The sequence below is a fragment of the Pseudodesulfovibrio mercurii genome, from assembly GCF_000189295.2.
In the GTDB taxonomy this organism is placed as follows: domain Bacteria; phylum Desulfobacterota; class Desulfovibrionia; order Desulfovibrionales; family Desulfovibrionaceae; genus Pseudodesulfovibrio; species Pseudodesulfovibrio mercurii.
The window spans coordinates 956,351-979,000 of record NC_016803.1 but is presented as its reverse complement, the minus strand read 5'-3'; the positions used below and the strand labels follow the sequence as shown (position 1 = coordinate 979,000).

Here is a 22,650-nt window from a genome sequence, read left to right as displayed (position 1 = left end):
GCGGTCACTCGGCCCCGGCCCGTTGCCGCAGGCGCAGGTTGGGCACGACGATGCCGAGGATGATCAGGACCGCGCCCCATATCTGTAGCCAGACCACGGGTTCTCCCAGGAAGACCGCCGCCGCCAGCAGGGTGATGACCGGCTCCACTGATGAGAAGATGCAGGCGTACGCGCTGCCGATCTTCTCGATGGCCGTGTAGAGGAAGGTCACGGCCACCACGCCCGGGAACAGGCCCAGCGCCAGGCTGATGGCCGCCTGTTGGAGGTCCAGGGTCGCCCAGGCGTGGATGTCGCCCGACAGGGTGAAGGAAATGGCCGCGAAGACCATGACGTAGAAGGTCGCGGTCAGCGGCCTGAGCCCCTTGAGCAGCACCTGGACCAGGATCAGGTAGACCGAGAAGGTGGCCATGGCCCCCAGGGCGTAGACCAGCCCGGTGGGGTCCACCGCGCGCAGGAACGCGTCGTAGAAGACCAGGCAGCAGCCGACCATGACCAGGAACAGGGAGAGGACGACCACCCGATCCACGCGCATGCGCAGGAACAGGGAGGCGAGCAGGGTCACGGCCATGGGGTGGCCGTACAGGACCAGGGCCGCCGTGGACGCCGGGATGGTCTCCAGGGCGTTGACGAAGCAGGTGGTCTGCAACCAGTAGACCACCAGCCCCAGGAAGGCGCATTTGCCCAGGTCGCGCAGGGAGATGCGCAGCATCCCCGGCGAGGTGGCCAGCAGGTAGACGAGCAGCAGGGCCACGGCCACGGTGAAGCGCAGCTGCATCATCACCGCCCCGTCCATGCCCGCCATGTAGCCGAGCTTAACCAGGATGGCCATGGAGCCGAAGCAGGCGGCGGAGATGACCGCAAAGACGAGTCCGCGAAGCATGGATTATTCCGGCCGACGCATGTAGGCCATGTATTCCTGGTTGCCCTTGGGCCCCAGGATATTGGACGGGACCACGCCCAGGACCGTCAGTCCCAGCTCGTCCCGGCAGAAGTCGAGGACCGTGTCCACGGCCGACTGACGCAACCTTTCATCCCGGACCACGCCCTTGTCGGTCTGGCCCGGTCCCACCTCGAACTGCGGCTTGACCAGGACCACCAGCTCGCCGCCGGGCCGCAGGAACTGCAGGCAGGCGGGCAGGATCTTGGTCAGGGAGATGAAGGACACGTCGGCCGTGATGACGTCCACGGGCTCGGGGATGAGGTCGGGTTCGGCGTGGCGCACGTTGGTCCGTTCCAGGTTGACCACCCGGCCGTCCTGGCGGAGCTTCTCGTGCAGCTGGCCGTAGCCCACGTCCACGGCGTAGACCCGCGTCGCACCAAACTGGAGCAGGCAGTCCGTGAAACCGCCCGTGGACGCGCCCGCGTCCAGCGCGACCTTGCCCGCGAAATCCAGGTCGAATTCCTCGATGGCCGTGAGCAGCTTGTAGGCCCCGCGCGACACGAAACGGTCGTCGTCCGGGACCACAAACTCCGTGTCCGGCGAGAACTGCTGGCCCGGCTTGGTCACCGGCGTCTTCTGGCCGCGATCCATGTAGTGGACCTTGCCCGCCATGATCAGCCGCTTGGCCTTTTCCCGGCTCTCGGCAAGGCCCTGGGAGGCCAGCAACTGGTCCGCCCGTTCCTTTTTCATGCGGGGGCCCCGGCTACTTTTTTTCCAGCCCGAGACGGGCGACCACGTTGTCCGCGGTCCGGCGGGTGTATTCCGCCTCGGACAGGCTGTCCTTCTCCTCGGGCGAGATGATCAGCTGCGGCTTGTTGGCGAGCGCCATGTCCGGCTTGACCCCGAACTCGGGCGGGAAGGCGTTGTCGAAATACATGTTCTGGAAATCCACAAACTTGAGCTGATGGGCCGTGGAGTCGAGGATGCACAGCTCGTCCTTGGTGACCAGGCCGAGCTCCAGGGCCCGCTTGGCCCCGGCAAAGGACTCGCCGCCCTGGGTGCAGGCGATGTGCCCGTTGCGGTTGGCCTGGATCATGGAGTCCATGATCTGCTGTTCGGTCACCTGGAGGACCTGGAAGGCGCGTTTACCGCCCACGGCCTCGAACTTCTCGGCGAAATACTTGACGCGCGGGAAGGACACCGGGTTGCCGATCATGGCCGCCTGGGCCACGGAGGCGCTGACCTTCATGGGGTGGTACTCGCGTTCCTTGGGGTCGTCCACCGCGTAGTAGCGGTAGACCGGGTCCGCGTGGTGGGACTGCACGCCAAAGATGCGCGGCAGCTCCTCGATGATGCCGAGGTCGTAGAGCTTGAGGAAACCGGCCATGATGGCGGTGATGTTGCCCGCGTTGCCGATGGGCACGAAGATGCACTTGCCCTTCATGTCCCAGTCGAACCACTGGGCGCACTCGAAGGCGTAGGACTCCTGGCCCAGGATGCGCCAGGCGTTCTTGGAGTTGAGCAGGGCCACGCGGTAGTTGTCGGCCAGGTGCTCGACCACCTTCATGCAGTCGTCGAACACGCCGGGCACTTCCAGGACCACGGCCCCGGAGCCGAGCGGCTGGGCCAGCTGGGCCGGAGTGACCTTGCCGTAGGGCAGGATGACCACGGACTTGATCGCCCCGCCCGCGTAGGAGGCATAGAGCGCCGCCGCGGCCGAGGTGTCGCCGGTGGAGGCGCAGACCGTCAAAATCTGGTCCCAGCCATGGCGGCGGATGAGCGAGCGCAGATAGGAGAAGCCGCAGGCCATGCCCCGGTCCTTGAACGAGGCCGACGGGTTCTGGCCGTCGTTCTTGTAGGCCGTGGTCAGGCCCGTGGCCGCGTTGAGGGCCGGGCTCGAGGCCACCAGCGGGGTGTTGCCCTCGCCGAGGTAGACGATGTCCTCCTCCTCCAGCACCGGGGCCATCAGCTCGTAGAAGCGGAAGATGCCGCGCAGGGCGGTCTTCTTGGAGGCCGCGCGGGCGTCGAAGATGGCCCGCCATTCCTTGCCGGAGGTCTTCTTCAACTCGTCGAACTTCAGGTTGTCGAGCAGGAACACGCCACCGCAGTCCGGGCAGGTGTAGTACAGCTCATCCGTGGGGAATCGCTTGCCGCAGCCCAGGCAGAAGTATTCCATGTGTCCGCGATAGGAGGGAAAAAGGTCGGCAGTCATTGTCTCACCCGATGGGAATAAGGTTCTCTTTTCAAGCTCGCCACAAAAGGGACCAAAGGTTCGCTTAAAAGGTAGTGTATGGCAAGTCAAAATTGTGTAGGCTGGCCTCGCAAACAACGGGACGGCGGGCCTTTGCGGCCGAGCCGTCCGCAACGGAGCGGAACGTGAAGAAGAAGAGAACCATCTCCCTGGTGCTGGGCAGCGGCGGGGCGCGCGGCCTGGCCCACATCGGCGTCATCCACTGGCTCGAGGAGCACGGCTGCGAGATCAAGTCCATCTCGGGCTGCTCCATGGGCGCGCTGGTGGGCGGCATCCACGCCATCGGCAAGCTCGACGAGTACGAGCGCTGGGCGCGCGGCATCACCAAGCGGGACATGCTCGCCCTGCTGGACGTTTCCTTCGGCATGGACGGGCTGATCAAGGGCGACCGGCTCATCGACACCCTGCGCAACCTGGTGGGCGAGGAGCGCATCGAGGACCTGAAGATCAGCTTCACGGCCGTGGCCGCGAACATCTCCCGGCGCAAGGAGGTCTGGATCCGCACGGGTCCCATCTTCGACGCCATCAAGGCGTCCATCGCCCTGCCGATCTTCTTCAAGCCCGTGGTGGTGGACGGCGAGGACATCATCGACGGCGGCATCCTCAACCCCGTGCCCATCGCCCCGACCTTCAGCGACCTGACCGACTTCACCATCGCCGTGAACCTCTGCGCGCCCCCGGTCAAGGGGGCCGAGATCACGGCGGAGAAGCACGCCGGGGAGGAGGAAGGCGCGGGGGTATCGCACGCCGTGGCCGACTTCCTCGGGACCATGACCGACAAGATCGTCATGAAGCGCAAGGAGAACCGTGCCTACGACATCCTTTACAAGTCCTTCGACGCCATGCAGGGCTCCATCGCCCGGCAGAAGATCGCGGCCTATCCGCCGGACGCGGTCCTGAGCATCCCCATCAACCTATGCAGCATGATGGACTTCGACAAGGCCGGGCCGATCATCGAGCACGGCTACGACCTGGCCGCCCGCGAGCTGCCGGGGGTCTTCGCCGCGCGCTAGGGTGGCGTTCGGTCCTCTTGATGGCCCGCATCGGATATTCCGGCTGGTTGCGCGCCCGCGCATGGTCCATGGTGGAGTCCCGCAACCAACGAGGAGAACGACATGATCGAGAAGCAGACGGAGTTGCTGGCCGCCAACGAGGCCAACGCCAAGACCTTCAAGCGGCTTATGCCCGAGGTGGCCGAGCCCTACAATGCGTTGAATCGGGAGGTCTACAGGGACGGCGCGGTCAGCGGCAAGCACAAGCGGCTCATGGCCCTGGCCTCGGCCCTGTGCATCGGCTGCCGGGCGTGCGTCCTGTTCCAGTGCCGGATGGCCCTGGACTTGGGCGCCACGGTGGACGAGATTCTGGAGACCTGCGCCGTGACCCTGGCCCTGCGCGGGACCACGGGCATGGGCGAGACCGAGCGCGTGGTGGGCTACCTGCGCGAACTCGGGCTGATCGAGGAATAGAAGAGCAGGGGAGAGGGGCGGGCTACGGCCAGACGCGCGGGATGGCCAGGATGACCATGGTCGCGCCGATGGCCGTCTTGACCGTGAAGCCGAGCGCCTTGCCTACGAAGGCGCCCTTGGCCGCGCGCAGCGCCTCGGGCCGGGTCCGGCCGGGCATCTCGGCCACGAGACAGCCGAGCCAGGCCCCGCCCAGGGCCCCGAGCAGGGCGCCCAGACCGAGGAAGAAGGGCGCGCCGAAGATGGCCCCGGCGATGGCCCCGATGATGCCGCCCACGTTGCCGCGCACGGACGCGCCGTAGCGGCCCGCGCCCCAGGCCTGGAGGCCGAATTCCAGTGCCTCGCCCGCGGCGGCGGCCACGCCCAGGACGAGGACGAAGTTCCAGGTCATGGACTCGGGGTAGACGTATTTCCACAGCGCCGTCAGCCCCAGGGCCACCCAGTTGGCGGGCATGCTGAAGAGCTGGAGTACCTGCGAGAGCAGCAGCCCCAGGATGAGCAGGACGGCCCAGACGTATTCCATGCGGCCCTATTCCTTGCCGCGCAGGTCCACCACGCGCACGGCCTTGCCCTCGGCCTTGGGGATGGAGTCGGACTGGCACAGCTCCACGCGGGGCGTGACCAGTATCTCGGAGCAGAGGTTCTTGGCGATGCGCTTTTGCAATCCCTGCAGGGCGCGCATGTCCTCCACGAAGTATTCGTCCTTGATCTCCACCTTGACGCGCATCTGGTCGGACACGCCCTCGCGGATGAGCTCGATGAGGTAGTTCTGGCCCACCTCGGGCATGGCCATGAGGCACTGCTCGATCTGCATGGGGTAGATGTTCACGCCCTTCAGGATCATCATGTCGTCGGCCCGGCCGGTGATGCGGTCGATGCGCCTGTGGGTCCGGCCGCATTCGCAGTGCCCCGGCAGGAAGCGGGTCAGGTCGCGGGTCCGGTAGCGGATGATCGGCATGCCCTCGCGGGTCAGGGTGGTCATGACCAGCTCGCCCACCTCGCCCTCGGCCACGTGCTCCCCGGTCTCGGGGTTGATGATCTCCGGGATGTAGGCGTCCTCCCACAGGTGCATGCCCTTCTGGTACTGACATTCGAAGGCCACGCCCGGACCGTTCATCTCGGAAAGTCCGTAGGAGTTGTACGCCTTGATGTGCATCAGCTCCTCGATCTTGGCCCTCGCCTGTTCGGTGTGGGGCTCGGCCCCGATGAGCGCGATGCGCCAGGGCATGTCCTTGGGGTCATAGCCGGCTTCGCGGACCTTCTGGGCGAAATACAGGGCGAAGGAGGGGATGATGTGCAGGACGGTGACCTGATGGTCGCAGATCATCTTGATCTGGCGCTTGGTGTTGCCCGCGCCCGCCGGGATGGTCAGCATGCCCAGCCGCTCGGAGCCGTAGTGGATGCCCAAGCCCCCGGTGAACAGGCCGTAGCCGGAGGTGTTCTGAAGCACGTCGGACCGACGGCAGCCGCAGCAGTACATGGACCGGGCCATGAGGTCGGCCCAGGTGTCCAGGTCCTTCTGGGTGTAGAAGATGGCCACGGGCGAGCCGGTGGTGCCGCTCGATGCGTGCAGCCGGACGAAGTCCTCCAGAGGCCGGGCCAGCAGGCCGTGCGGATACTGGTTGCGCAGGTCGTCCTTGGTGGTGAAGGGCAGCTTGGTCACGTCGGCCGGGCTGGTGATCTCGGCCGGGTCGAAGCCCTTGAGGCGCTCGGCGTAGAAGGGCGAGCGCCTGGCGATTTCGATGGTCTCTTTGAGGCGTTTGACCTGGAGCGCTTCCAGGGCGGCGCGGTCCATGGTTTCTACCGGATCGTAGTACATTGCAGTTCCGCTTGCGGTTAGTCGGCGTCCTGGTGGAATCCCTGGGGCAGTTCCGAGGGATATGCCGTGGCGTCCATGTTCTCGAACAGGGTGTATTCCTTCTTGAAAAAGAGCTCGCACCGCCCGGTGGGACCGTTGCGCTGCTTGCCGATGATGACTTCCGCATGGTTCTTGAGCGGGTTGTCCTCGCTCTTGTTGTAGGCGGCGTCGCGATAGAGAAAAATGATGATGTCCGCGTCCTGCTCAATGGCCCCGGATTCACGCAGATCGGCCATCATGGGCCGCTTGTCCGTGCGCTCCTCAACCTTGCGGTTGAGCTGAGACAGGGCGATGACCGGCACGTTCAGTTCCTTGGCCAACGCCTTGAGGTGGCGGGAGATGTCCGAAATCTCCTGCTCGCGGGAGTCGGGCCGGGCGCTGGAGCGCATGAGCTGGAGGTAGTCCACGACCACCAGCCCGAGGTTGTGTTCGGCCTTGAGGCGGCGGCAGCGTGCCTGGAGTTCCAGGGTGGACAGGGCCGGGGTGTCGTCGATGAAGATGGGCGCCTTGCTGAGCACGTCCGCGCCCTCGTAGAGCTTGTTCCAGTCCGAGTCGTCCAGGTAGCCGGTGCGCAGGTTGGACAGCTCCACCTTGGACTGCACGGCCAGCAGACGGGTCATGAGCTGCTCCATGGACATCTCCAGCGAGAAGATGGCCGTGGGACACTCGGACCGGGCCGCGGCGCGCAGGGCCACGTTCAGGGCGAAGGCGGTCTTGCCCATGGACGGGCGGCCCGCGATGATGATCAGGTCCGAGTTCTGCAACCCGGCCGTCATGTTGTCGAATTCGTGATAGTGGGTCTGGATGCCCGTGACCACGGACTTGTTGTTGAAGCGGGCGGTCAGCTCGTCGAAGACCTTGGGCACCAGCTGTCCGCTGGACAGCATGCCGCGCATCTCCTTGGACTGGGCGATGCGGAAGATCTCCTTTTCGGACTCGTCCAGGACCTCTCCCACGTCGCGCGAGGAAAAGCAGTTGGAGATGATCCCGCTGGAAATGTCGATCAGGTCGCGCAGGATGGCCTTGTCGCGGACGATCTGGGCGTGGTGCAGGGCGTTGGACGCGCTGACCACGGAGTCGGACAGTTCGGCCAGATAGACCGGCCCGCCCACGGTGTCCAGGGTGCCGTTCTGGGCCAGCTGGTTGGCCGTGGTGACCACGTCGATGGGCTGGTGGGCGTCGTAGAGCTGGATGAACGACTTGAAGATGTCCCGATGGACAGGGGAATAGAAATCGTCCGGGCTGATGATGTCCACCAGTTGGTGGAACATGGTGTCCGACTGGAACACGCCGCCGAGCACGGCCTGCTCGGCCTCGAAGGAATGCGGAGGGACTTTGCGTAGGATATCGGAAGAGGCCCTGTCCAGGGCCTCTTCCGGATTATCGGCGTACTGGCCTGAATTAGGCCTCTGCGGTTTCGGCGTCGGCATTCTCTGCGGATTCCTCGACGGCCTCGGCCACTTCTTCGGTTACTTCGGTCTCTTCCTCGACAACGGCGCCGCCGTGGCGGACGACGGAGAGCTTCAGCTCGCCGTGGACGTCCGGGTGCAGGCGGATCTCGATCTCGTACTCGCCGAGCGAGCGGATGGGCTCGGGCAGGATGATCTTGCGGCGGTCGATTTCGATGCCGGCGGCTTCCATGGCGTCACCGATGTTGGAGGTGGTCACGGAGCCGTACAGCTTGTCGCCGTCGCCGACACGCACCTCGATCTCGATGGGAGAGGCGGCGATGCGCTCGGCCAGGCCCTGGGCCTGGGCGCGCAGGGAATCGGCCTGCTCCTGCAGTTTGCGGCGCTCCAGTTCGAAGGCCTTCAGGTTGGCGGTGGTCGCAGGCTTGGCCAGACCCTGGGGGATCAGGTAGTTGCGGCCGTAGCCGGGCTTCACGGTAACGATGTCTCCGAGCCGACCCAGAGAGTCGACGTCAGCGCGTAAAATAAGTTTCATCGGGTCCTCCCTCCTACATGGAGCTCCGTTTCTTCACATCGGTGCTGTGAACGGTGGTGTAGAAAAGCAGGGCCATCTGGCGGGCGCGCTTGATCTCGTTGGTCAGGCGGCGCTGGTGCTTGGCGCAGGTGCCGGTGATCCGCCGGGCGATGATCTTGCCGCGTTCAGTGACGAAGTCGCGCAGGATGTCCGGGCGCTTGTAGTCCAGGGGCAGCTCTGCGTCCGCGCAGAAGCGGCAGAACTTCTTCCTCGGGGTGAATTTCTTGCGGAAAGCCATGGTGAAACCTCCTAGGCAGCCAGTTTGACGGTCATGAACTTGAAGATGCCGTCGGTGATGCGGATGTTGCGCTCGAGTTCGGCAACCAGCGCGCCGGGGGCGTCGTACACCAGGCGAACGTAGTATCCACGGGTCTGCTTCTGGACGGGGTAGGCCAGCTGGCGCATGCCCCAGTCGTCGGTCTCAACCATCTTGCCGCCCTCGCGGTCCACGATGCCGGTCAGAGTGTCCAGGATGGTGGTCCTGTCCTCTGCCGCCAGCTCCGGGGAGAGCAGGACGAGCGTCTCGTAATTGTTTGCCATTTCATTCTCCTTTTGGTCATTGGCCCTCCCCCACCTGGGGGAGAGCAAGGCAAGAGGGGTTACATATGAGGAATCGGCCCGACTGTCAAGAGCCGGGCCCGGTCCCACAACCCCCTATTTCTTATCCTTGTCCTCGGGCGGCGTCCAGCCGCATTGGTTCGAGGGTCCTCATCCTCCGCCGAATTTGCCCCGCAGGAGCCGGCCGATGGCCAGGCCCACGACGACCAGGGCAATGAGTTGCAGCCATTCGGGCATGATGCCTCCCTAGACCTTCAGGTCTTCTCCGGTCAGAAGTTTGTAGGCTTCGAGGTACTTTTCGCGGGTCCGGGCAGCTATGTCCGCGGGCACGTGCGGCGCGGGCGGCTGCTTGTTGAAGCCGATCTGAACCAGCCAGTCGCGGAAGTACTGCTTGTCGAAGCTCGGCTGGGACTGGCCCGGCGCGTAGCCCTCCTCGGGCCAGAACCGGGAGGAGTCCGGGGTCAGGGCCTCGTCGATGAAGAGCAGTTCCCCGTCCAGGATGCCGAACTCGAACTTGGTGTCCGCGATGAGGATGCCGCGCTGCTTGGCGTAGTCCCGGGCGCGGGTGTAGATGGACAGGGCCAGGGTCTCGACCTTGCGCATCATCTCCTCGCCGAGCAGCTCGGCCGCCTTGTCGAGCGAGATGTTTTCGTCGTGCTGTCCCAGGTCCGCCTTGGTGGACGGGGTGAACAGCGGCTTTTCGAGCATGGCGGATTCCTGCAAGCCCTCGGGCAGCTTGTGTCCGCAGACCTCGCCGGTCTTCTGGTAGTCGGACCAGCCGGACCCGGTGATGAAGCCGCGCACGATGCACTCGATGGGCAGGGGCTTGGCCTTTTTCGCCAGGACCGAGCGGTCCTGCAACTGGTCGCGGTATTTGCGCAGGGGTTCGGGGTAGTCGTCCACGTTGGTGGCGATGATGTGGTTGGGGACCAGGTCCTCCATCATCTTCATCCAGAACAGGGTGATCTGGTTGAGCACCTTGCCCTTGTCCTCGATGGGGTCGGGCATGACCACGTCGAAGGCGGAGATGCGGTCGGTGGTCACCAGGAGCAGGGTGTCCGCGTCTATCTCGTAGATGTCGCGGACCTTGCCGCGGGAGATGAGCGGATATTCGGTGATGTTGGTTTCAAGAACGGCAGCCATGATGTTCCCTCTTTCTATGGTAATGCTATTTGTTGCGTTGTTCCACGCTGCGGGCGTGGGCTTCGAGGCCTTCCAGCCGGGCCAGCCGGGCGATCTTGGCGCCGTGCTCGGACACGTAGCTCGGGCTCGCGGCGATCACGCTGGATTTCTTGCAGAAGTTCTGCACCGACAGGGCGGAGGAAAAACGGACCGTACGCAGGGTGGGCAGCACATGGTTGGGCCCGGCGAAGTAGTCGCCCACAGGTTCGGGCGAATTGTGGCCCATGAAGATGGCACCGGCGTGGCGGATGGAGCCGAGCAGGGACCACGGGTCGGCCACGGCCAGTTCCAGGTGCTCGGGGGCGAGCAGGTTGACCATCTCCGCCCCGGTGGGGATGTCGGGCACGGTGATGATCGCGCCCCAGTTGGCCAGGGATTTCGAGGCGATTTCGCAGCGGGGCAGGGCCGCGCACTGGGTGTCCAGCTCCGCGCGCACCCGGGCGGCAAGGTCCGCGTCCGGGGTGACCAGGATGGACGCGGCCAGGGGGTCGTGTTCGGCCTGGGAGAGCATGTCCGCGGCCAGCCAGGCCGGGTTGGCCGAGCCGTCGGCCAGGATGACGATCTCGGACGGGCCCGCGACCATGTCGATGCCCACCCGGCCGATGAGCTGGGACTTGGCCGTGGCCACGAAGATGTTGCCCGGACCGGCCAGGACGTCGCACGGCGCGATGGTCTTGGTGCCGAAGGCCAGGGCCGCAACGGCCCAGGCGGACCCGGCCAGGTATATTTCGCTCAGCCCGAGCAGGGCGGCGGTGGCCAGGATGTACGGGTTGAGGGTGCCGTCCTTGCGCGGGGGCGAGGTCACGGCGATGGAGCCGACCCCGGCCACCTGGGCCGGGACCGCGTTCATTATCAGACTGGAGATGAGCGGGGTCTCGCCGCCCTGGCCGCCGGGCACGTACAGCCCCACGCGGTCCACGGGCCGGACCATCTGGCCGAGGATGGTGCCGTCCTCGGCGGTGGTCCACCAGGACTTTTCCTTCTGGTTCAGGTGGAAGGTGCGTACTCGCTCGATGGCCTCGCGGAGGATGGCCGCGTCGTCGTCCGGGATCTCGGCCAGGGCGGCCGCGATGGCTTCTTCGGGCACGCGGAGGTCGGCCGCGTCAAAGGACGCGCAGTCGAATTTGCGGGTGTATTCGGCCAGGGCCTCGTCGCCCCGCTCGCGGACATCGGCGAGGATGCCCCGCACGATGGTGTCCACCTTGGTGTCCGGGTCCTTGCGCTTTTCCAGCCAGCGGGCGATGCCGGGCCAGTCGTCCGGGTTCGCGTAAGTCAAATCTCTGCAATCCATATCGACCTCAAAGGCGGTTGTCTTGTTGTTCGTCCAAGGGGACATTTTATAGCCGAGCGCCGATCAAAAGTCGAGGGCGGCGGTCCCGGCGAAACGGGACGGCTGCCTTGGCGCCTTCCGGCCGGGCGGGGCGGCCCGGTCCGGGCGCGTCTTCATCGCGCTCCGCCGGACAGTGTCCACCCGGCGCCTCCGGCCCGCAAGGGAAAAAGAAGAGGGCCGGGGTTTGCACTCCCCGGCCCTCTGGGCGTTACTTGGCAAATAAGCTTTTCAGCTTACGGTTCTAAGCGAGCTTAGAACTTGTAAACAACACCAGTGGCGACCTTCCAAGCATCGTTGTCCACGTCGGCCCAGATGTCCTTGTCAAAGTCGGAGTTGATGTAGCCCAGCTGTCCGTACAGGGTCAGCTCGTCGTACACGGCGTAAGCGGTGTTGAAGTCAACTTCCCACAGGGAGTCCTTTTCGGTCAGGTAACGACCATCGACAGTGGTGCCGGCGACAACGGAATCCTTGTCGTTGGTACCCTTGACGTACAGGAGGTGGAAGTCGTGGGTCAGGCCTTCAGCGAAGGACTGGATGCCGGTCAGAGACACGCCCAGGGTCCAGAAACCGAGCTCGGAGCTGTCCATATCGTCACCGGTGATGGAGCCACCACCGAAGAAGAAGGAGCCGACAGCCCAGTCGTTGACCAGGATGGGCATACGCTCGGAACCGTTGGCGGCGTCGTCGTCTTCACCGGTGGTGTAGACGAAGTAAGCGGACACGGTCATGAAGTCGAAGCCGGTGTAGTCCACACCCAGGTCGAACAACCAACCGGAAGCGTCAGCGGTGTCGATGTCGTTGTCGCTGTTGCCGTAGTTGATGTCAGCCTTGATGACGAACGGGTCGAACAGGGACATGGTGAAGTCGGTGCCGGCCCAGTAGGTGGTGGCATCGCCCAGGACGGAGTTCACACCGGTGTTGGAATACAGGAAGAACGGGGTGGCGGAGACGCCTTCGAAGTTCAGCGGCAGGGCCAGCAGCCAAGCGTCAACCTGACCGTCGTCGGTGACGTTGGAGTTACCGGTGGTGTCGAACAGGCGGGTGTAACCGGCCAGGACGGAGACGTTGTCGGTCACGGGCGCGGAAACCATGACGGCGCCGGCGCGGTCACCGAGAATCCAGGAGCTGCCACCGATGGCGGTGGGCAGGGCCAGGTACTGGATACCAGCTTTGACGTTGACGTCGGTGCCGGGCCAGTTGAAGTCGATGTAGGCATCACGGACGTACAGGGCGTTGGAGCCGTTGTTGCCGCCGGGGTTGCCCAGCTGAGTTTCGGTACCACCCCACTGATCCTTGTTGGAACGCAGGCCGAGAACGCCTTTCAGGTTCTCGTTGGCGGTGACCGTGAAGTACAGGTCAGCGCGCTGGTAGATGGTCATGTTCTTTTCATCAGCAACTTTGCTGAAATCCCAGTTGTTCTTCCAAACGGCGTTGATCAGAACGTTGCCGGAGATGGCAACTTCGGGCGCCGCGGAAGCGGACGCGGCCATGCCCAGAACCATGATCAGGGCGATGGCGAGAAGGGACAAACGTTTCATTTGTGATCTTCCTTTTTTTGCGATTAAAGACCAAGTTAACGCCTTAACTGTTGTTCCGTTTATCCCAGGTCGAACCCTTTGGCAAGGGTTTGAGCCAAAAAAAAGCCGTTTGGTAAAAAATTTTTTACCGGCCAAAAAATTGAACCAACGCACGGGGTGTCATACGATAAAAATAAACAAAATAGCTTAGTTGTGGAATATATCGGCGGAGATGATTTGCGCCGCGTTTTCCCGTATAGTCACTCCCGACTGAAAAAGTGTTGAAAAAATACCGCACCGACATGGACACCGAGTACAAATTTTTTGCCGACCGTTTTCCGGACACGCCGGGCGTCTATTTAATGAAGGATGGGCGCGGCCGCATCCTCTACGTGGGCAAGGCCAAGAAGCTGCGCCGCAGGCTGGCCTCCTATTTCCGCAAGGCCGAGGCCCTGACGCCCAAGACCCGCGCCCTGGTGGCCCGCATCCGGCACATCGACACCCTGCTCACGGCCACGGAGAAGGAGGCCCTGCTGCTGGAGTCCGGGCTGATCAAGAAGCACCGGCCGCGCTACAACGTGGTCCTCAAGGACGACAAGCAGTACGTGCTCTTCCGGCTGGACCGGCAGTCCGAGTTCCCGCGCCTGTCCATGACCCGCAAGGTGGTTCGCGACGGCTCGGTCTATTTCGGGCCGTTCACCTCGGCCTCGGCCGCGCGCACGGTCTGGAAGCTGCTCGGCAAGGTCTTTCCCCTGCGCAAGTGCAAGGACACCGCCTTCCGCAACCGGGTGCGCCCCTGCCTGTACCACGACATCGGCCAGTGCTGGGCCCCGTGCGTCAAGGACGTGGACCGCGAGGCCTACGCCGAGATGGTCCACCGGGTGGAGATGCTCCTGTCCGGGCGCAGCCTGGAGCTGGTGGACGACCTGACCCGAAAGATGAAGGCCGCCTCGAAGGACATGGCCTACGAACAGGCCGCCGCGTACCGCGACCAGATCCGGGCGGTGCGGAAGACCGTGGAAGGGCAGGCCGCCGTGATCCACGACAACCGCGACCGCGACGTCATCGGCCTGGCCGAGACCGGCCAGGGGCTCGGCCTGGGGCTGCTCTTCGTGCGCCAGGGGCGGCTTTTGGACCAGAAGCAGTTCTTCTGGCCCGGCCTGACCCTGGACGAGGGTCCCGAGGTCGTCGAGAGCTTCCTCGGCCAGTTCTACGGGCCGGGCCGCTTCATCCCGTCCACGGTGGTCGTGCCCATGGAGCTGGAGGAGTCCCCGCTGCCCGAGGTCCTGACCGAGCGCGGCGGCGCGAGCGTGCGCATTGTCGCCCCCCGGAACACCCAGGAAAAACAGCTGCTCGGCATCGCCCGCAACGTGGCCGCGCGGGCCGTGGAGGCCGCGGAGACCATCTCCTCCCGGCTGCAGCGGGTCCTGCGCCTGCCCGAGGAGCCCGTGCGCATCGAGTGCGTGGACGCCTCCCACCTGGGCGGCACGGACATGCGCGTGGGACAGGTGGTCTTCGAGGACGGGCGGCGCAACCCCGACGCCTCGCGGCTGTATGCCTTCCCCGAGCTGGAGGGGGCGGGCGACGACTACGCGGCCCTGGCCGCGTGGGCCCGCCGCCGCATGGAGTCCGGTCCGCCGTGGCCCGATCTGGTGCTCATCGACGGCGGCCGGGGCCAGATTTCCGCCGTGGAGAAGGGGCTGGCCGAGTGTACCGAGGAGTGCGGCTGGGAGCTGGCCTCCATCGCCAAGGGCGAGTCGCGGCGCGCGGGCGAGCTGGGCGACGTCATCTTCAGGCCGGGCCGCGTGAACCCCATGCCCCTCAAGCCCGGCAGCCCGGAGCTGCTCTTTTTGCAGAAGATCCGCGACGCGGCCCACCGCTTCGTCCTGGGCCGGCAGCGCCGGGCGCGCAAGAAGGCGGTCCTGAGCAGCGAGCTGACCTCCCTGCCCGGCATCGGCCCCCGGACCGCACGCATCCTCTGGGACCGCTTCGAGTCCCTGGAGGCCATGCTCGAGGCCGATCCCGGGACCATCGGCGGGCTGTCCGGCATCGGTCCCAGGCGGGCGGAGAAGATCCACGCCGCCCTCCAGTCCCTCAAGTCGTCGCGCGAGGGCTGATCGCACGGGGTTGAATCCGGCGGGAAATGCCGTATGGTGTCCGAAACGGCGACCCCGCCCCATTCCCCCCGCACCGGAGACGACCCATGCCCGAAATCCGCATCCCCCGCATCCCCCGCATCCAATTGAACGACGGCCGGACCATGCCCGCCCTCGGGCTCGGCACCTACCGGCTCAACGGCGCCTCCGGCGCGACGGCCATGGCCGACGGCATCCGGGCCGGATACCGGCTCCTGGACTCGGCCTTCGTCTACGAGAACGAGGGCGCCCTGGGCGAGGCCGTGCAGTGGGCGGACGTGCCCCGCGAGGAGCTGTTCCTGGTCTCCAAGCTGCCGGGCCGCCACCAGCGGCGCGAGGAGGCGTTGCGCACGGTGGAGGAGTCCCTGTACCGGGCCGGGCTGGATTACTGGGACCTCTATCTGATCCACTGGCCCAACCCCGGAAGGGGGCTGTATGTCGAGGCGTGGCGGGCCCTGCTCGAGGCGCGCGAGCGCGGCCTGATCCGTTCGGCGGGCGTGTGCAACTTCCTGCCCGAGCACCTGGATGTCCTGGTCCGGGAGACCGGCACGCCTCCGGCGGTCAACCAGGTGGAGCTGCACCCGTATTTTTCCCAGAAGCCCCAGCGAGCCTTCGACCGGCGGCACGACATCGTCACCCAGGCGTGGGGGCCGCTGGGCCGGGGCATGGGCCTCCTGGGGGAGGAGACCCTGCGCGACATCGCCGCGAACACGGGCAAGACCGTGGCCCAGGTGGTGCTGCGCTGGCACATTCAGTCCGGGGTGGTGCCCCTGCCCATGTCCGCCTCGCCCGAGCGCCGGGCCGAAAACCTGAACGTCTTCAACTTCGAGCTGTGCGACGCGGACATGGCGGCCATCGACGCCCTGACGCGCCCGGACGGCCGCCTCAAGGGACAGGACCCGGCGGTCTACGAGGAGTTCTAGCGGCCTAGATGACCAGGGGCCGGCCCACGGCCAGCTCGAGCATCTCGGTGTCCGGGGCGACCAGGGCGAGCTGCTCGGCCATGGACCGGGTGTTCTGGTCCAGGATGGGCCAAGTCCCCCAGTGCTGGGGGATGAGCTTCTTGCACTTGAGCAGCTTGCAGGCGTAGGCCGCCTGTCGCGCATCCATGGTGAACCGGCCGCCGATAGGCAGGATGGCCACGTCGATGTCGTGGAATTTCCCGATCAACTCCATGTCCCCGAACAGGCCGGTGTCGCCCGAGTCGTAGACGCACAGGCCGCTCGGCTCGGTGATGACGAAGCCCGCGGGCACGCCGTTGGTCGAGGAGTGGATGGCCTGGACCATCTGGATGTCCAGCCCCCTGCGGCTGACCGTGCCGCCGATGTTCATGCCCACGCCCAGGTGCTCCGGCAGTCCCTGCTGGATGAGGGCCTGGATGACGTCGAACATGGCCACCACCTCGGCGTCGTGTTTGACGGCCATCTCCAAGGTCTGACCGATGTGGTCGTGGTGGTCGTGGGTGACCAGGATGAGGTTGCAGTCGTCCACATCCTTGTAGGAGGCGGGCGCGCTGGGGTTGCCCACGAAAAACGGGTCGATGAACAGGGTGGCGTCGGCGCTCTTGATCCTGAAGTTGGCGTGGCCGAACCAGGTGATCTCCATGGCGTTTCTCCTAATCGCCCCACCTCCGGAACAGGGAGTGGGGGATGTCCAGTTGGTCGAGGACCTTGCCGGCCACCTGGCCGGTCAGGTCCGCAATGGTCGCCGGGCGCTGGTAGAAGCCCGGACTCGCCGGTAGAACGACAGCCCCGGCCCGGGTGGCCGTGAGCATGTTTTGCAGGTGGATGACGGACAGCGGGGTCTCGCGCGGCACCAGGACCAGCTTGCGCCGCTCCTTGAGGGTCACGTCCGCGGCCCGGTGGATGAGGGTGTGGCCGAAGCCCGTGGCCACGGCCGACAGGGTGGCCATGGAGCAGGGGCAGATGATCATGCCGTCGTGCTTCCAGGAGCCGCTGGCGGGCAGTGCGGCGATGTCGTCGGGCGCGTAGACCGCGGTCGCGCCCCGCTCAAGGGCGTCCGGGGCCAGGTCGGTTTCAAGGTCCATGACCTTGCGGGCCGCGTCCGAGATGATGACGTGCAGTTCCACGTCGTCGCGTCCGGCCAGGGCGTCGGCCAGGGCGGCCGCGTACAGGGTGCCGCTTGCGCCGCTGACCGCGAGGATGATTCGTTTGCTGTCCATGCTGTTTCCGCTTGTCCTATTCTTCAGACCTATAGACTTTTTTGATCTTTTTTTGCAAGGCGAAACCGCCCGGCGCGGTTTCTGCCCGGTCCTTGTTTCATTTTTACATCGCTTAGTATAGCCTTGACAAACGAGAACGCGAAGTATAGCTACTTCCTTCCCGTGGGCTATTAGCTCAGTTGGATAGAGTGCTTGCCTCCGGAGCAAGAGGTCGCAGGTTCGAATCCTGCATAGCCCACCATGAAAAAAGAAAAAGCCCCTGCCGCGCAGGGGCTTTTTCTTTTTGTTCGCTATGCCCCCTCGTCGTCCGTCTCCGGGAGCCAGGGGAGGAATTTGCGGTCCTCGTGCATGATGTGGCTGGTCAGCCAGCGGCTGAGGAAGATGAAGACCTGGGAGAGGTTGGCCTGGGCGGCCAGGTTGCGCCGGAACTCCTCCACCTTCTCTTCGAAGACGCGGTGCTGCCCGGCGTGGACCTCGCTTTCGGGGTAGCCGCAGCTGCGCAGGATCGCCTCCTCGGCCTCGAAGTGGACCACGGCGTAGTCCCGCATCTTGTCGATGAGCGGGGCCATGCATCGTTCGTCGTTGCGCTGGATGGCGTCAAAGGCCTCGTTGATCAGGTCGATCAGTTCCCTGTGCTGTTCGTCCAGCTCGTCCATGTCCAGGGACATGGTCTCGTCCCATTGAATGAGGGGCATCGATATCCTCCGAAGGCGGTATTGGGTCCGCGAAATCTAGCAGATACCGGGCAAATGACAAGGCCGTGATTGCGTGCGGTTGAAGAATCGCGTCATTCCGGCGGGTTGGTCCCGGCTCCGTGCCCGGCGGGGAAAAAACAGGCTGGGCGGATCAGATTATAATACAAAAAATGCGGCCGCCGTGCTTACAGGGCATACTGAGATCATACCCGGTTCGGAGGACTGAGCAATGCAGAAAATGTTAACGATGTCAAACAACTGCCAGGAATGCGTCTTCTTCCACAAGCGATGCATTCTCGGGCGCCAACGTCCCTGGAACTCCCTGAGCTGCGACGACTACCAGCCCTATTGTCTGGTGTGCAGCTACCCCGAGGAGTTCTGCAATACCTGCCGCAATCTCGCCTCGCGCTGGATGAAACCCCTCGATGTGGAATTGAATACGGCCTATCGCAGGCTGTCGCCCATGCGCTACGACTGCGTCTGGGAACCGCCCTCGGCCACGCAATAGCCCGGCGATTTCCGCTCCACGGCTCCCGTGCGGATCGATTCTTCGCTTAACTTTTCCGCCGTTTCCGTCTAGATTGTCGGGCCACAAGTCAACAAACGGGAACCGCAATGGGATACAGGAACACGCGTGAATGCCTCGACGCCCTCGAGGCGCGGGGCGAACTCGTCCGCATCGACAAGTGCGTGGACGCGGACCTGGAGATCGGCGCCATCCAGCGCCGCGTCTTCCGGGCCAAGGGTCCGGCCCTGCTCTTCAGCAACGTCCGGGGCTGCCGCTTCCCCATGGCCGCGAACCTCTTCGGCACCCGCGAACGCATGCGCTTCCTGTTCCGGGACACCGTGGACACGGTGGAACGGCTGATGAAGCTCAAGCTGGAGCCCATGGAGCTGCTGCGCCGTCCGTGGCAGTACCTGGGCGCGCCCCGGACCGCCTGGCACACCCTGCCCAGGACCGTGTCCGACGGCCCGGTCATGGCCAACGAGACGGCCGTGTCCAGCCTGCCCAAGCTCAAGTCCTGGCCCCTGGACGGCGGGCCCTACGTGACCCTGCCCCAGGTCTACACCGAGGACCCGGCCCGGCCCGGCTACGCCGGTTCCAACCTGGGCATGTATCGCGTCCAGCTGTCGGGCAACGACTACGTGCAGGACCGGGAGGTGGGGCTGCACTACCAGATCCATCGCGGCATCGGTCACCACCACGCCGAGGCCCTGCGCCGGGGCGAAGCGCTCAAGGTCAACATCGCGGTGGGCGGCGCACCGTCCATGACCGTGGCCGCCATGATGCCTCTGCCCGAGGGGCTGGCCGAACTCTTTTTCGCCGGGGCCCTGGGCGGCCACCGCATCGCCATGGTCAGGCGGCCGGGCCAGCTGCCCATCCCGGCCGAGGCGGACTTCTGCATCTGCGGGACCATCGTCCGGGGCGGGGAGAAGCCCGAGGGCCCCTTCGGCGACCACCTGGGCTACTACAGTCTGGCTCACGATTTTCCGGTCCTCAAGGTGGACAGGGTCTACCACCGCGACGACGCGGTCTGGCCCTTCACCACCGTGGGCCGCCCGCCCCAGGAGGACACCCTGTTCGGCCAGTTCGTCCACGAGCTGACCGCCGAGCTGGTGCCGTCGGTCTTCGCGGGGGTGCACGAGGTCCACGCCGTGGACGCGGCCGGGGTACACCCGCTGCTTCTGGCCGTGGGCAGCGAACGTTATGTGCCGTATGCCGCCGAGCGCCAGCCCCAGGAGCTGCTGACCAACGCCATGGGTTTGCTCGGCAACACCCAGACCGCGCTGTCGAAGTACGTGCTCATCGCGGCCCGCGAGGACCTGCCCGCCGGGGTGGGCTGCCACGACGTGCCCGCCTTTTTCCGCCACATGCTCGAGCGGGCGGACCTGACCCGCGACCTACACTTCATCACCCGGACGACCATCGACACCCTGGACTACTCGGGCATCAGCCTGAACCAGGGCTCCAAGGTCATCTTCGCCGTGGCCGGGCCGCCCAAGCGCGAGCTGGGGACCGAACTCCCGGCCGGGCTCGACCTGCCGCGCGGCTTCCGCGATCCACGGGTCTTCGCTCCGGGCATCCTGGTCCTCAAGGGGCCCAGGCACCGTCGGGGACGGGACCGGCAGGACCCGGCCCTGGAGCGGTTGGGCGAGACCCTGGCGCGGGTGCCGGGCATCGAGGGGTTCCCGCTCGTCGTGGTGGCCGACGACGCGCGCTTCACGGCCGCGAACTGGGACAATTTCCTGTGGGTGACCTTCACCCGCTCCGACCCGGCCACGGACATCTACGGAGCGGGCGCATTCACCCACGCCAAGCACTGGGGCGCGGACAAGGCCCTGGTCGTGGACGCGAGACTCAAGACCTACCACGCGCCGCCCCTTGAGGAGGACCCCGAGGTGGAGAAGCGCGTGGACGAACTGGGCGCCGAGGGCGGCCCGCTGCACGGCATCATCTAACGGAGAAGCACATGGACCAGAAAGTCGCCGACGAACTGAAACTCGCCTTTGCCCTGGACCTCTACGAGACCGTCAAGGCCGCCCGCAGGAACCGGGACGAGCACGTCTTCCGCCACACCATGGCCGAGGAGGGCGGGCAGATGGTCTTCGTGGGCATGTACCCCAAAAAGGACCTCCTGGAATTTCCCGACATGACCGAGGAGTTCGCGGCCCGGCTCATGAACTTCAACCTGCTCGGGGTGGTCACGGACGGGCGGTCCGGCCTGGACATGTTCTTCCTGGGCGGCCTGAACAAGCCGTTCACGGCCATGAACAACGGCCGCGACCTGGCCAAGTGCCTCGGGGACGAGCCGGTCTACGCCTTCCTTGAGGCGTACTTCAAGGTCAAGGGCGTGATGATGGACTTCCGGATCATGACCTACGACGAGTTCGTCAAGGCCGTGGAGGGCGAGGTCTTCAAAAACACCTCCTTCGCGCGCATGAGCGAGGCCCAGGAACTCCTGTCCACCCTGGAAAACTAGTTTTCGCGCACAAAAAAGCGGCCGCATCCCGAGGGACGCGGCCGTTTTGTCGTGTTTCGGGAGTCATTCCCCATGCAGGGTCTTCTGGACCGCCACGGCGAGCATGTGCGTGTGCAGCCGGGTGGAGATGGTCTCGCTGCGTTCGACGTTCTCGATCAGCTCGCGCAGCTTGTCCACGGATTCGAGGCAGGCGGTGACGATCATCTCCGAGGGCGCGATCTGTTTTTTGCGAATCATCTCCAGGACGTTCTCCAGCTTGTGGGCCAGGTCCTCGATGTTGGTCAGCTTGAGCAGGTTGGAGCCCGCCTTGACCGAGTGGGCGTCGCGGAAGATGGAGTTGATGGTCTCGGACCCGCAGTCCGCGCCGCAATTCTCCAGGTGGAGCAGGCCCGACTCGATGGCGTCGAGCCGCTCCGCCGTCTCTTCGAGAAAGATTTCCAGGACTTCGTCGCCCCGTTGCATCAACCCGCACCGCCTTCGATGAGTTCGAGCGCCACCTGGGGGATGGTGTGCAGGTCGGGCTTGGATATCTGCATGTCCGCGCCGACCGACTCGCCCTTGTGCCGCAGTTCGTTCGTGATGATGGAAGAGTACAGGATCACGGGGAGCTTGCGCAAGACCGGATCCTGCTTGATGTTCTTGGTCAGGCTGAAGCCGTCCATGAGCGGCATCTCGATGTCGGAGATGATCAGGTCCACGTATTCGGTGATGTCCCTGCCATCGGTCTCGGCCCGGGCCTTGAGGTCCAGGACGGTGCGCAGGGCCTCGTCGCCGTTGTTGGTGATGATCGGCCTGAAGTTGGCCTCGGTCAGGTTGGCCTTGATCATGGCCCGGATGGTCGCCGAGTCGTCGGCCACCAGGACCTTGTACTCGTGCTCGGACACGGCCATCTCCACGCCGTCGTCGGGCTCGAACTGGGACAGGATGGTCTCCAGGTCCAGGAGCTGAACGAAGTAGTCGCCCTTGTCGATGAGGCCGACGATGGCGTCCGTGTTGGTCGAGATGATGCTCGACGGCGGGATGACCTCGCCCCAGCCCACGCGGTGGATCTCGGTCACGCCCGAGACCAGGAACCCGGTCACGGATTTGCTGAACTCGGTGACGATGACGATGTCCCGTTCGGTCTTGGGCATGTCCAGCTCCAGCCAGACGGACAGGTCCAGGACCGGGAGGATCAGGTCGCGCAGCGGGATGGTGCCCATGAACGAGGGGTGGGGGGCGGACTCGGGCGGTTCGAGATTGGGCGTCTCGATGACCTGCATGACCTTGGCGACGTTGATGCCGAAGAAGTTGGGTACGGGCTCCTTGCCCTCCTCGCGGATCTCGTTGATGTAGAACTCGAGTATTTCGAGCTCGTTGGTCCCCGTTTCCAGGAGGATGCCGGTATCTATGGCGCTTTTACTCATAATGCCTGCTCCCTTTTCGAATGCTCTTTCCCAGGTGGTCATACCCGAGTCATTACGCTGTCGCACATTTTATGTCCACGGCATTAGATTGAGAACTAAGACATTTATAACGTCTTCGGGCTATGGCCCGGCCGCCTCGCCGGTCCTCCTCGGGCCCTCTCACGGGGTTGACGCGCTGGCCGCGTCCATGCACAAGGAAGACAAGCGAAAAACTGACCCGTACCCAAGG

General features: G+C 64.9%; 24 protein-coding genes and 1 tRNA gene. 8 read left to right on the top strand and 17 right to left on the bottom strand.

What is annotated here, in order from left to right; translation table 11 throughout:
- Positions 1-4: 4 nt before the first annotated feature.
- The 3 genes from DND132_RS04680 to thrC are packed head-to-tail and all read right to left on the bottom strand — an operon-like array spanning position 5 to position 3,092.
- The gene (locus DND132_RS04680) at positions 5-880 is read right to left on the bottom strand and encodes a DMT family transporter (RefSeq protein ID WP_014321558.1); all 876 of its coding nucleotides are present in this window, start codon (positions 878-880) and stop codon (positions 5-7) included.
- Between the two features lie 3 nt (positions 881-883).
- Complete coding sequence (locus DND132_RS04675) at positions 884-1,630, bottom strand: TlyA family RNA methyltransferase (RefSeq protein WP_014321557.1); 747 nt, start codon at positions 1,628-1,630, stop codon at positions 884-886.
- Positions 1,631-1,643: 13 nt separating this feature from the next.
- Positions 1,644-3,092, bottom strand: a complete 1,449-nt coding sequence (gene thrC / locus DND132_RS04670) for a threonine synthase (protein WP_014321556.1) — start codon at positions 3,090-3,092, stop codon at positions 1,644-1,646.
- 164 nt (positions 3,093-3,256) lie between these two features.
- Here thrC and DND132_RS04665 point away from each other — a divergent pair, with 164 nt between their 5' ends.
- Together DND132_RS04665 and DND132_RS04660 are read left to right on the top strand one after the other, a co-directional pair.
- Positions 3,257-4,144 (top strand): patatin-like phospholipase family protein, encoded by an 888-nt coding sequence (locus tag DND132_RS04665; protein WP_014321555.1) that lies wholly within the window; start codon positions 3,257-3,259, stop codon positions 4,142-4,144.
- Between the two features lie 102 nt (positions 4,145-4,246).
- Positions 4,247-4,597, top strand: a complete 351-nt coding sequence (locus DND132_RS04660) for a carboxymuconolactone decarboxylase family protein (RefSeq protein ID WP_014321554.1) — start codon at positions 4,247-4,249, stop codon at positions 4,595-4,597.
- Positions 4,598-4,619: 22 nt separating this feature from the next.
- Here the strand turns inward: DND132_RS04660 and DND132_RS04655 are convergent, their stop codons facing one another.
- The 9 genes from DND132_RS04655 to DND132_RS04615 all read right to left on the bottom strand — a co-directional run bounded on the left by DND132_RS04655 (position 4,620) and on the right by DND132_RS04615 (position 13,043).
- Complete coding sequence (locus DND132_RS04655) at positions 4,620-5,117, bottom strand: DUF456 domain-containing protein (protein ID WP_014321553.1); 498 nt, start codon at positions 5,115-5,117, stop codon at positions 4,620-4,622.
- A 6-nt stretch (positions 5,118-5,123) separates the two neighbouring features.
- The gene (locus DND132_RS04650; protein ID WP_014321552.1) at positions 5,124-6,413 is read right to left on the bottom strand and encodes a phenylacetate--CoA ligase family protein; all 1,290 of its coding nucleotides are present in this window, start codon (positions 6,411-6,413) and stop codon (positions 5,124-5,126) included.
- Positions 6,414-6,430: 17 nt separating this feature from the next.
- Complete coding sequence (dnaB, locus tag DND132_RS04645; RefSeq protein ID WP_014321551.1) at positions 6,431-7,882, bottom strand: replicative DNA helicase; 1,452 nt, start codon at positions 7,880-7,882, stop codon at positions 6,431-6,433.
- On the bottom strand, positions 7,854-8,396 hold the full coding sequence (gene rplI / locus DND132_RS04640) for a 50S ribosomal protein L9 (protein WP_014321550.1): 543 nt from the start codon (positions 8,394-8,396) through the stop codon (positions 7,854-7,856). Before rplI ends, dnaB begins: the two co-directional genes overlap by 29 nt.
- Positions 8,397-8,409: 13 nt before the next feature.
- On the bottom strand, positions 8,410-8,673 hold the full coding sequence (gene rpsR / locus DND132_RS04635) for a 30S ribosomal protein S18 (protein WP_014321549.1): 264 nt from the start codon (positions 8,671-8,673) through the stop codon (positions 8,410-8,412).
- A gap of 11 nt (positions 8,674-8,684) precedes the next feature.
- Positions 8,685-8,975: a 30S ribosomal protein S6 gene (gene rpsF, locus DND132_RS04630; protein ID WP_014321548.1), complete on the bottom strand. Its 291-nt coding sequence runs from the start codon at positions 8,973-8,975 to the stop codon at positions 8,685-8,687.
- A gap of 264 nt (positions 8,976-9,239) precedes the next feature.
- On the bottom strand, positions 9,240-10,136 hold the full coding sequence (locus DND132_RS04625; protein ID WP_014321547.1) for a phosphoribosylaminoimidazolesuccinocarboxamide synthase: 897 nt from the start codon (positions 10,134-10,136) through the stop codon (positions 9,240-9,242).
- A gap of 25 nt (positions 10,137-10,161) precedes the next feature.
- The gene (hisD, locus tag DND132_RS04620) at positions 10,162-11,466 is read right to left on the bottom strand and encodes a histidinol dehydrogenase (RefSeq protein WP_014321546.1); all 1,305 of its coding nucleotides are present in this window, start codon (positions 11,464-11,466) and stop codon (positions 10,162-10,164) included.
- A 290-nt stretch (positions 11,467-11,756) separates the two neighbouring features.
- Complete coding sequence (locus DND132_RS04615) at positions 11,757-13,043, bottom strand: outer membrane homotrimeric porin (RefSeq protein WP_014321545.1); 1,287 nt, start codon at positions 13,041-13,043, stop codon at positions 11,757-11,759.
- A gap of 281 nt (positions 13,044-13,324) precedes the next feature.
- Between DND132_RS04615 and uvrC the strand changes: the two genes are divergently transcribed.
- A complete protein-coding gene (gene uvrC, locus DND132_RS04610) occupies positions 13,325-15,139 on the top strand; it encodes an excinuclease ABC subunit UvrC (RefSeq protein ID WP_014321544.1) in 1,815 nt (604 codons plus the stop codon).
- Positions 15,140-15,225: 86 nt separating this feature from the next.
- The gene (locus DND132_RS04605) at positions 15,226-16,080 is read left to right on the top strand and encodes an aldo/keto reductase (RefSeq protein WP_014321543.1); all 855 of its coding nucleotides are present in this window, start codon (positions 15,226-15,228) and stop codon (positions 16,078-16,080) included.
- 4 nt (positions 16,081-16,084) lie between these two features.
- Here the strand turns inward: DND132_RS04605 and DND132_RS04600 are convergent, their stop codons facing one another.
- The gene (locus DND132_RS04600; RefSeq protein WP_014321542.1) at positions 16,085-16,762 is read right to left on the bottom strand and encodes a metal-dependent hydrolase; all 678 of its coding nucleotides are present in this window, start codon (positions 16,760-16,762) and stop codon (positions 16,085-16,087) included.
- A gap of 10 nt (positions 16,763-16,772) precedes the next feature.
- Positions 16,773-17,339 carry a UbiX family flavin prenyltransferase gene (locus tag DND132_RS04595; RefSeq protein WP_014321541.1) on the bottom strand — a complete coding sequence of 189 codons (567 nt, stop codon included), beginning with the start codon at positions 17,337-17,339 and terminating at the stop codon, positions 16,773-16,775.
- A gap of 164 nt (positions 17,340-17,503) precedes the next feature.
- Between DND132_RS04595 and DND132_RS04590 the strand changes: the two genes are divergently transcribed.
- A tRNA-Arg gene (locus DND132_RS04590) sits at positions 17,504-17,580 on the top strand.
- A 49-nt stretch (positions 17,581-17,629) separates the two neighbouring features.
- On the opposite strand, the gene DND132_RS04585 is transcribed toward DND132_RS04590, so the two are convergent.
- On the bottom strand, positions 17,630-18,034 hold the full coding sequence (locus DND132_RS04585; protein WP_014321540.1) for a bacteriohemerythrin: 405 nt from the start codon (positions 18,032-18,034) through the stop codon (positions 17,630-17,632).
- Positions 18,035-18,281: 247 nt separating this feature from the next.
- Between DND132_RS04585 and DND132_RS04580 the strand changes: the two genes are divergently transcribed.
- The 3 genes from DND132_RS04580 (at position 18,282) to DND132_RS04570 (ending at position 21,015) form a co-directional block, all read left to right on the top strand.
- Positions 18,282-18,542 (top strand): hypothetical protein, encoded by a 261-nt coding sequence (locus tag DND132_RS04580; RefSeq protein ID WP_148266940.1) that lies wholly within the window; start codon positions 18,282-18,284, stop codon positions 18,540-18,542.
- A gap of 107 nt (positions 18,543-18,649) precedes the next feature.
- Positions 18,650-20,494, top strand: a complete 1,845-nt coding sequence (locus DND132_RS04575; RefSeq protein WP_014321538.1) for a UbiD family decarboxylase — start codon at positions 18,650-18,652, stop codon at positions 20,492-20,494.
- Positions 20,495-20,505: 11 nt separating this feature from the next.
- Positions 20,506-21,015, top strand: coding sequence for a hypothetical protein (locus tag DND132_RS04570; protein ID WP_014321537.1), 510 nt, complete (start codon positions 20,506-20,508; stop codon positions 21,013-21,015).
- Positions 21,016-21,078: 63 nt separating this feature from the next.
- Here DND132_RS04570 and DND132_RS04565 read toward each other — a convergent pair whose 3' ends face one another.
- Complete coding sequence (locus DND132_RS04565) at positions 21,079-21,477, bottom strand: Hpt domain-containing protein (protein ID WP_014321536.1); 399 nt, start codon at positions 21,475-21,477, stop codon at positions 21,079-21,081.
- Positions 21,477-22,421 carry a chemotaxis protein gene (locus DND132_RS04560; protein ID WP_014321535.1) on the bottom strand — a complete coding sequence of 315 codons (945 nt, stop codon included), beginning with the start codon at positions 22,419-22,421 and terminating at the stop codon, positions 21,477-21,479. Before DND132_RS04560 ends, DND132_RS04565 begins: the two co-directional genes overlap by 1 nt.
- Between the last annotated feature and the right edge of the window lie 229 nt (positions 22,422-22,650).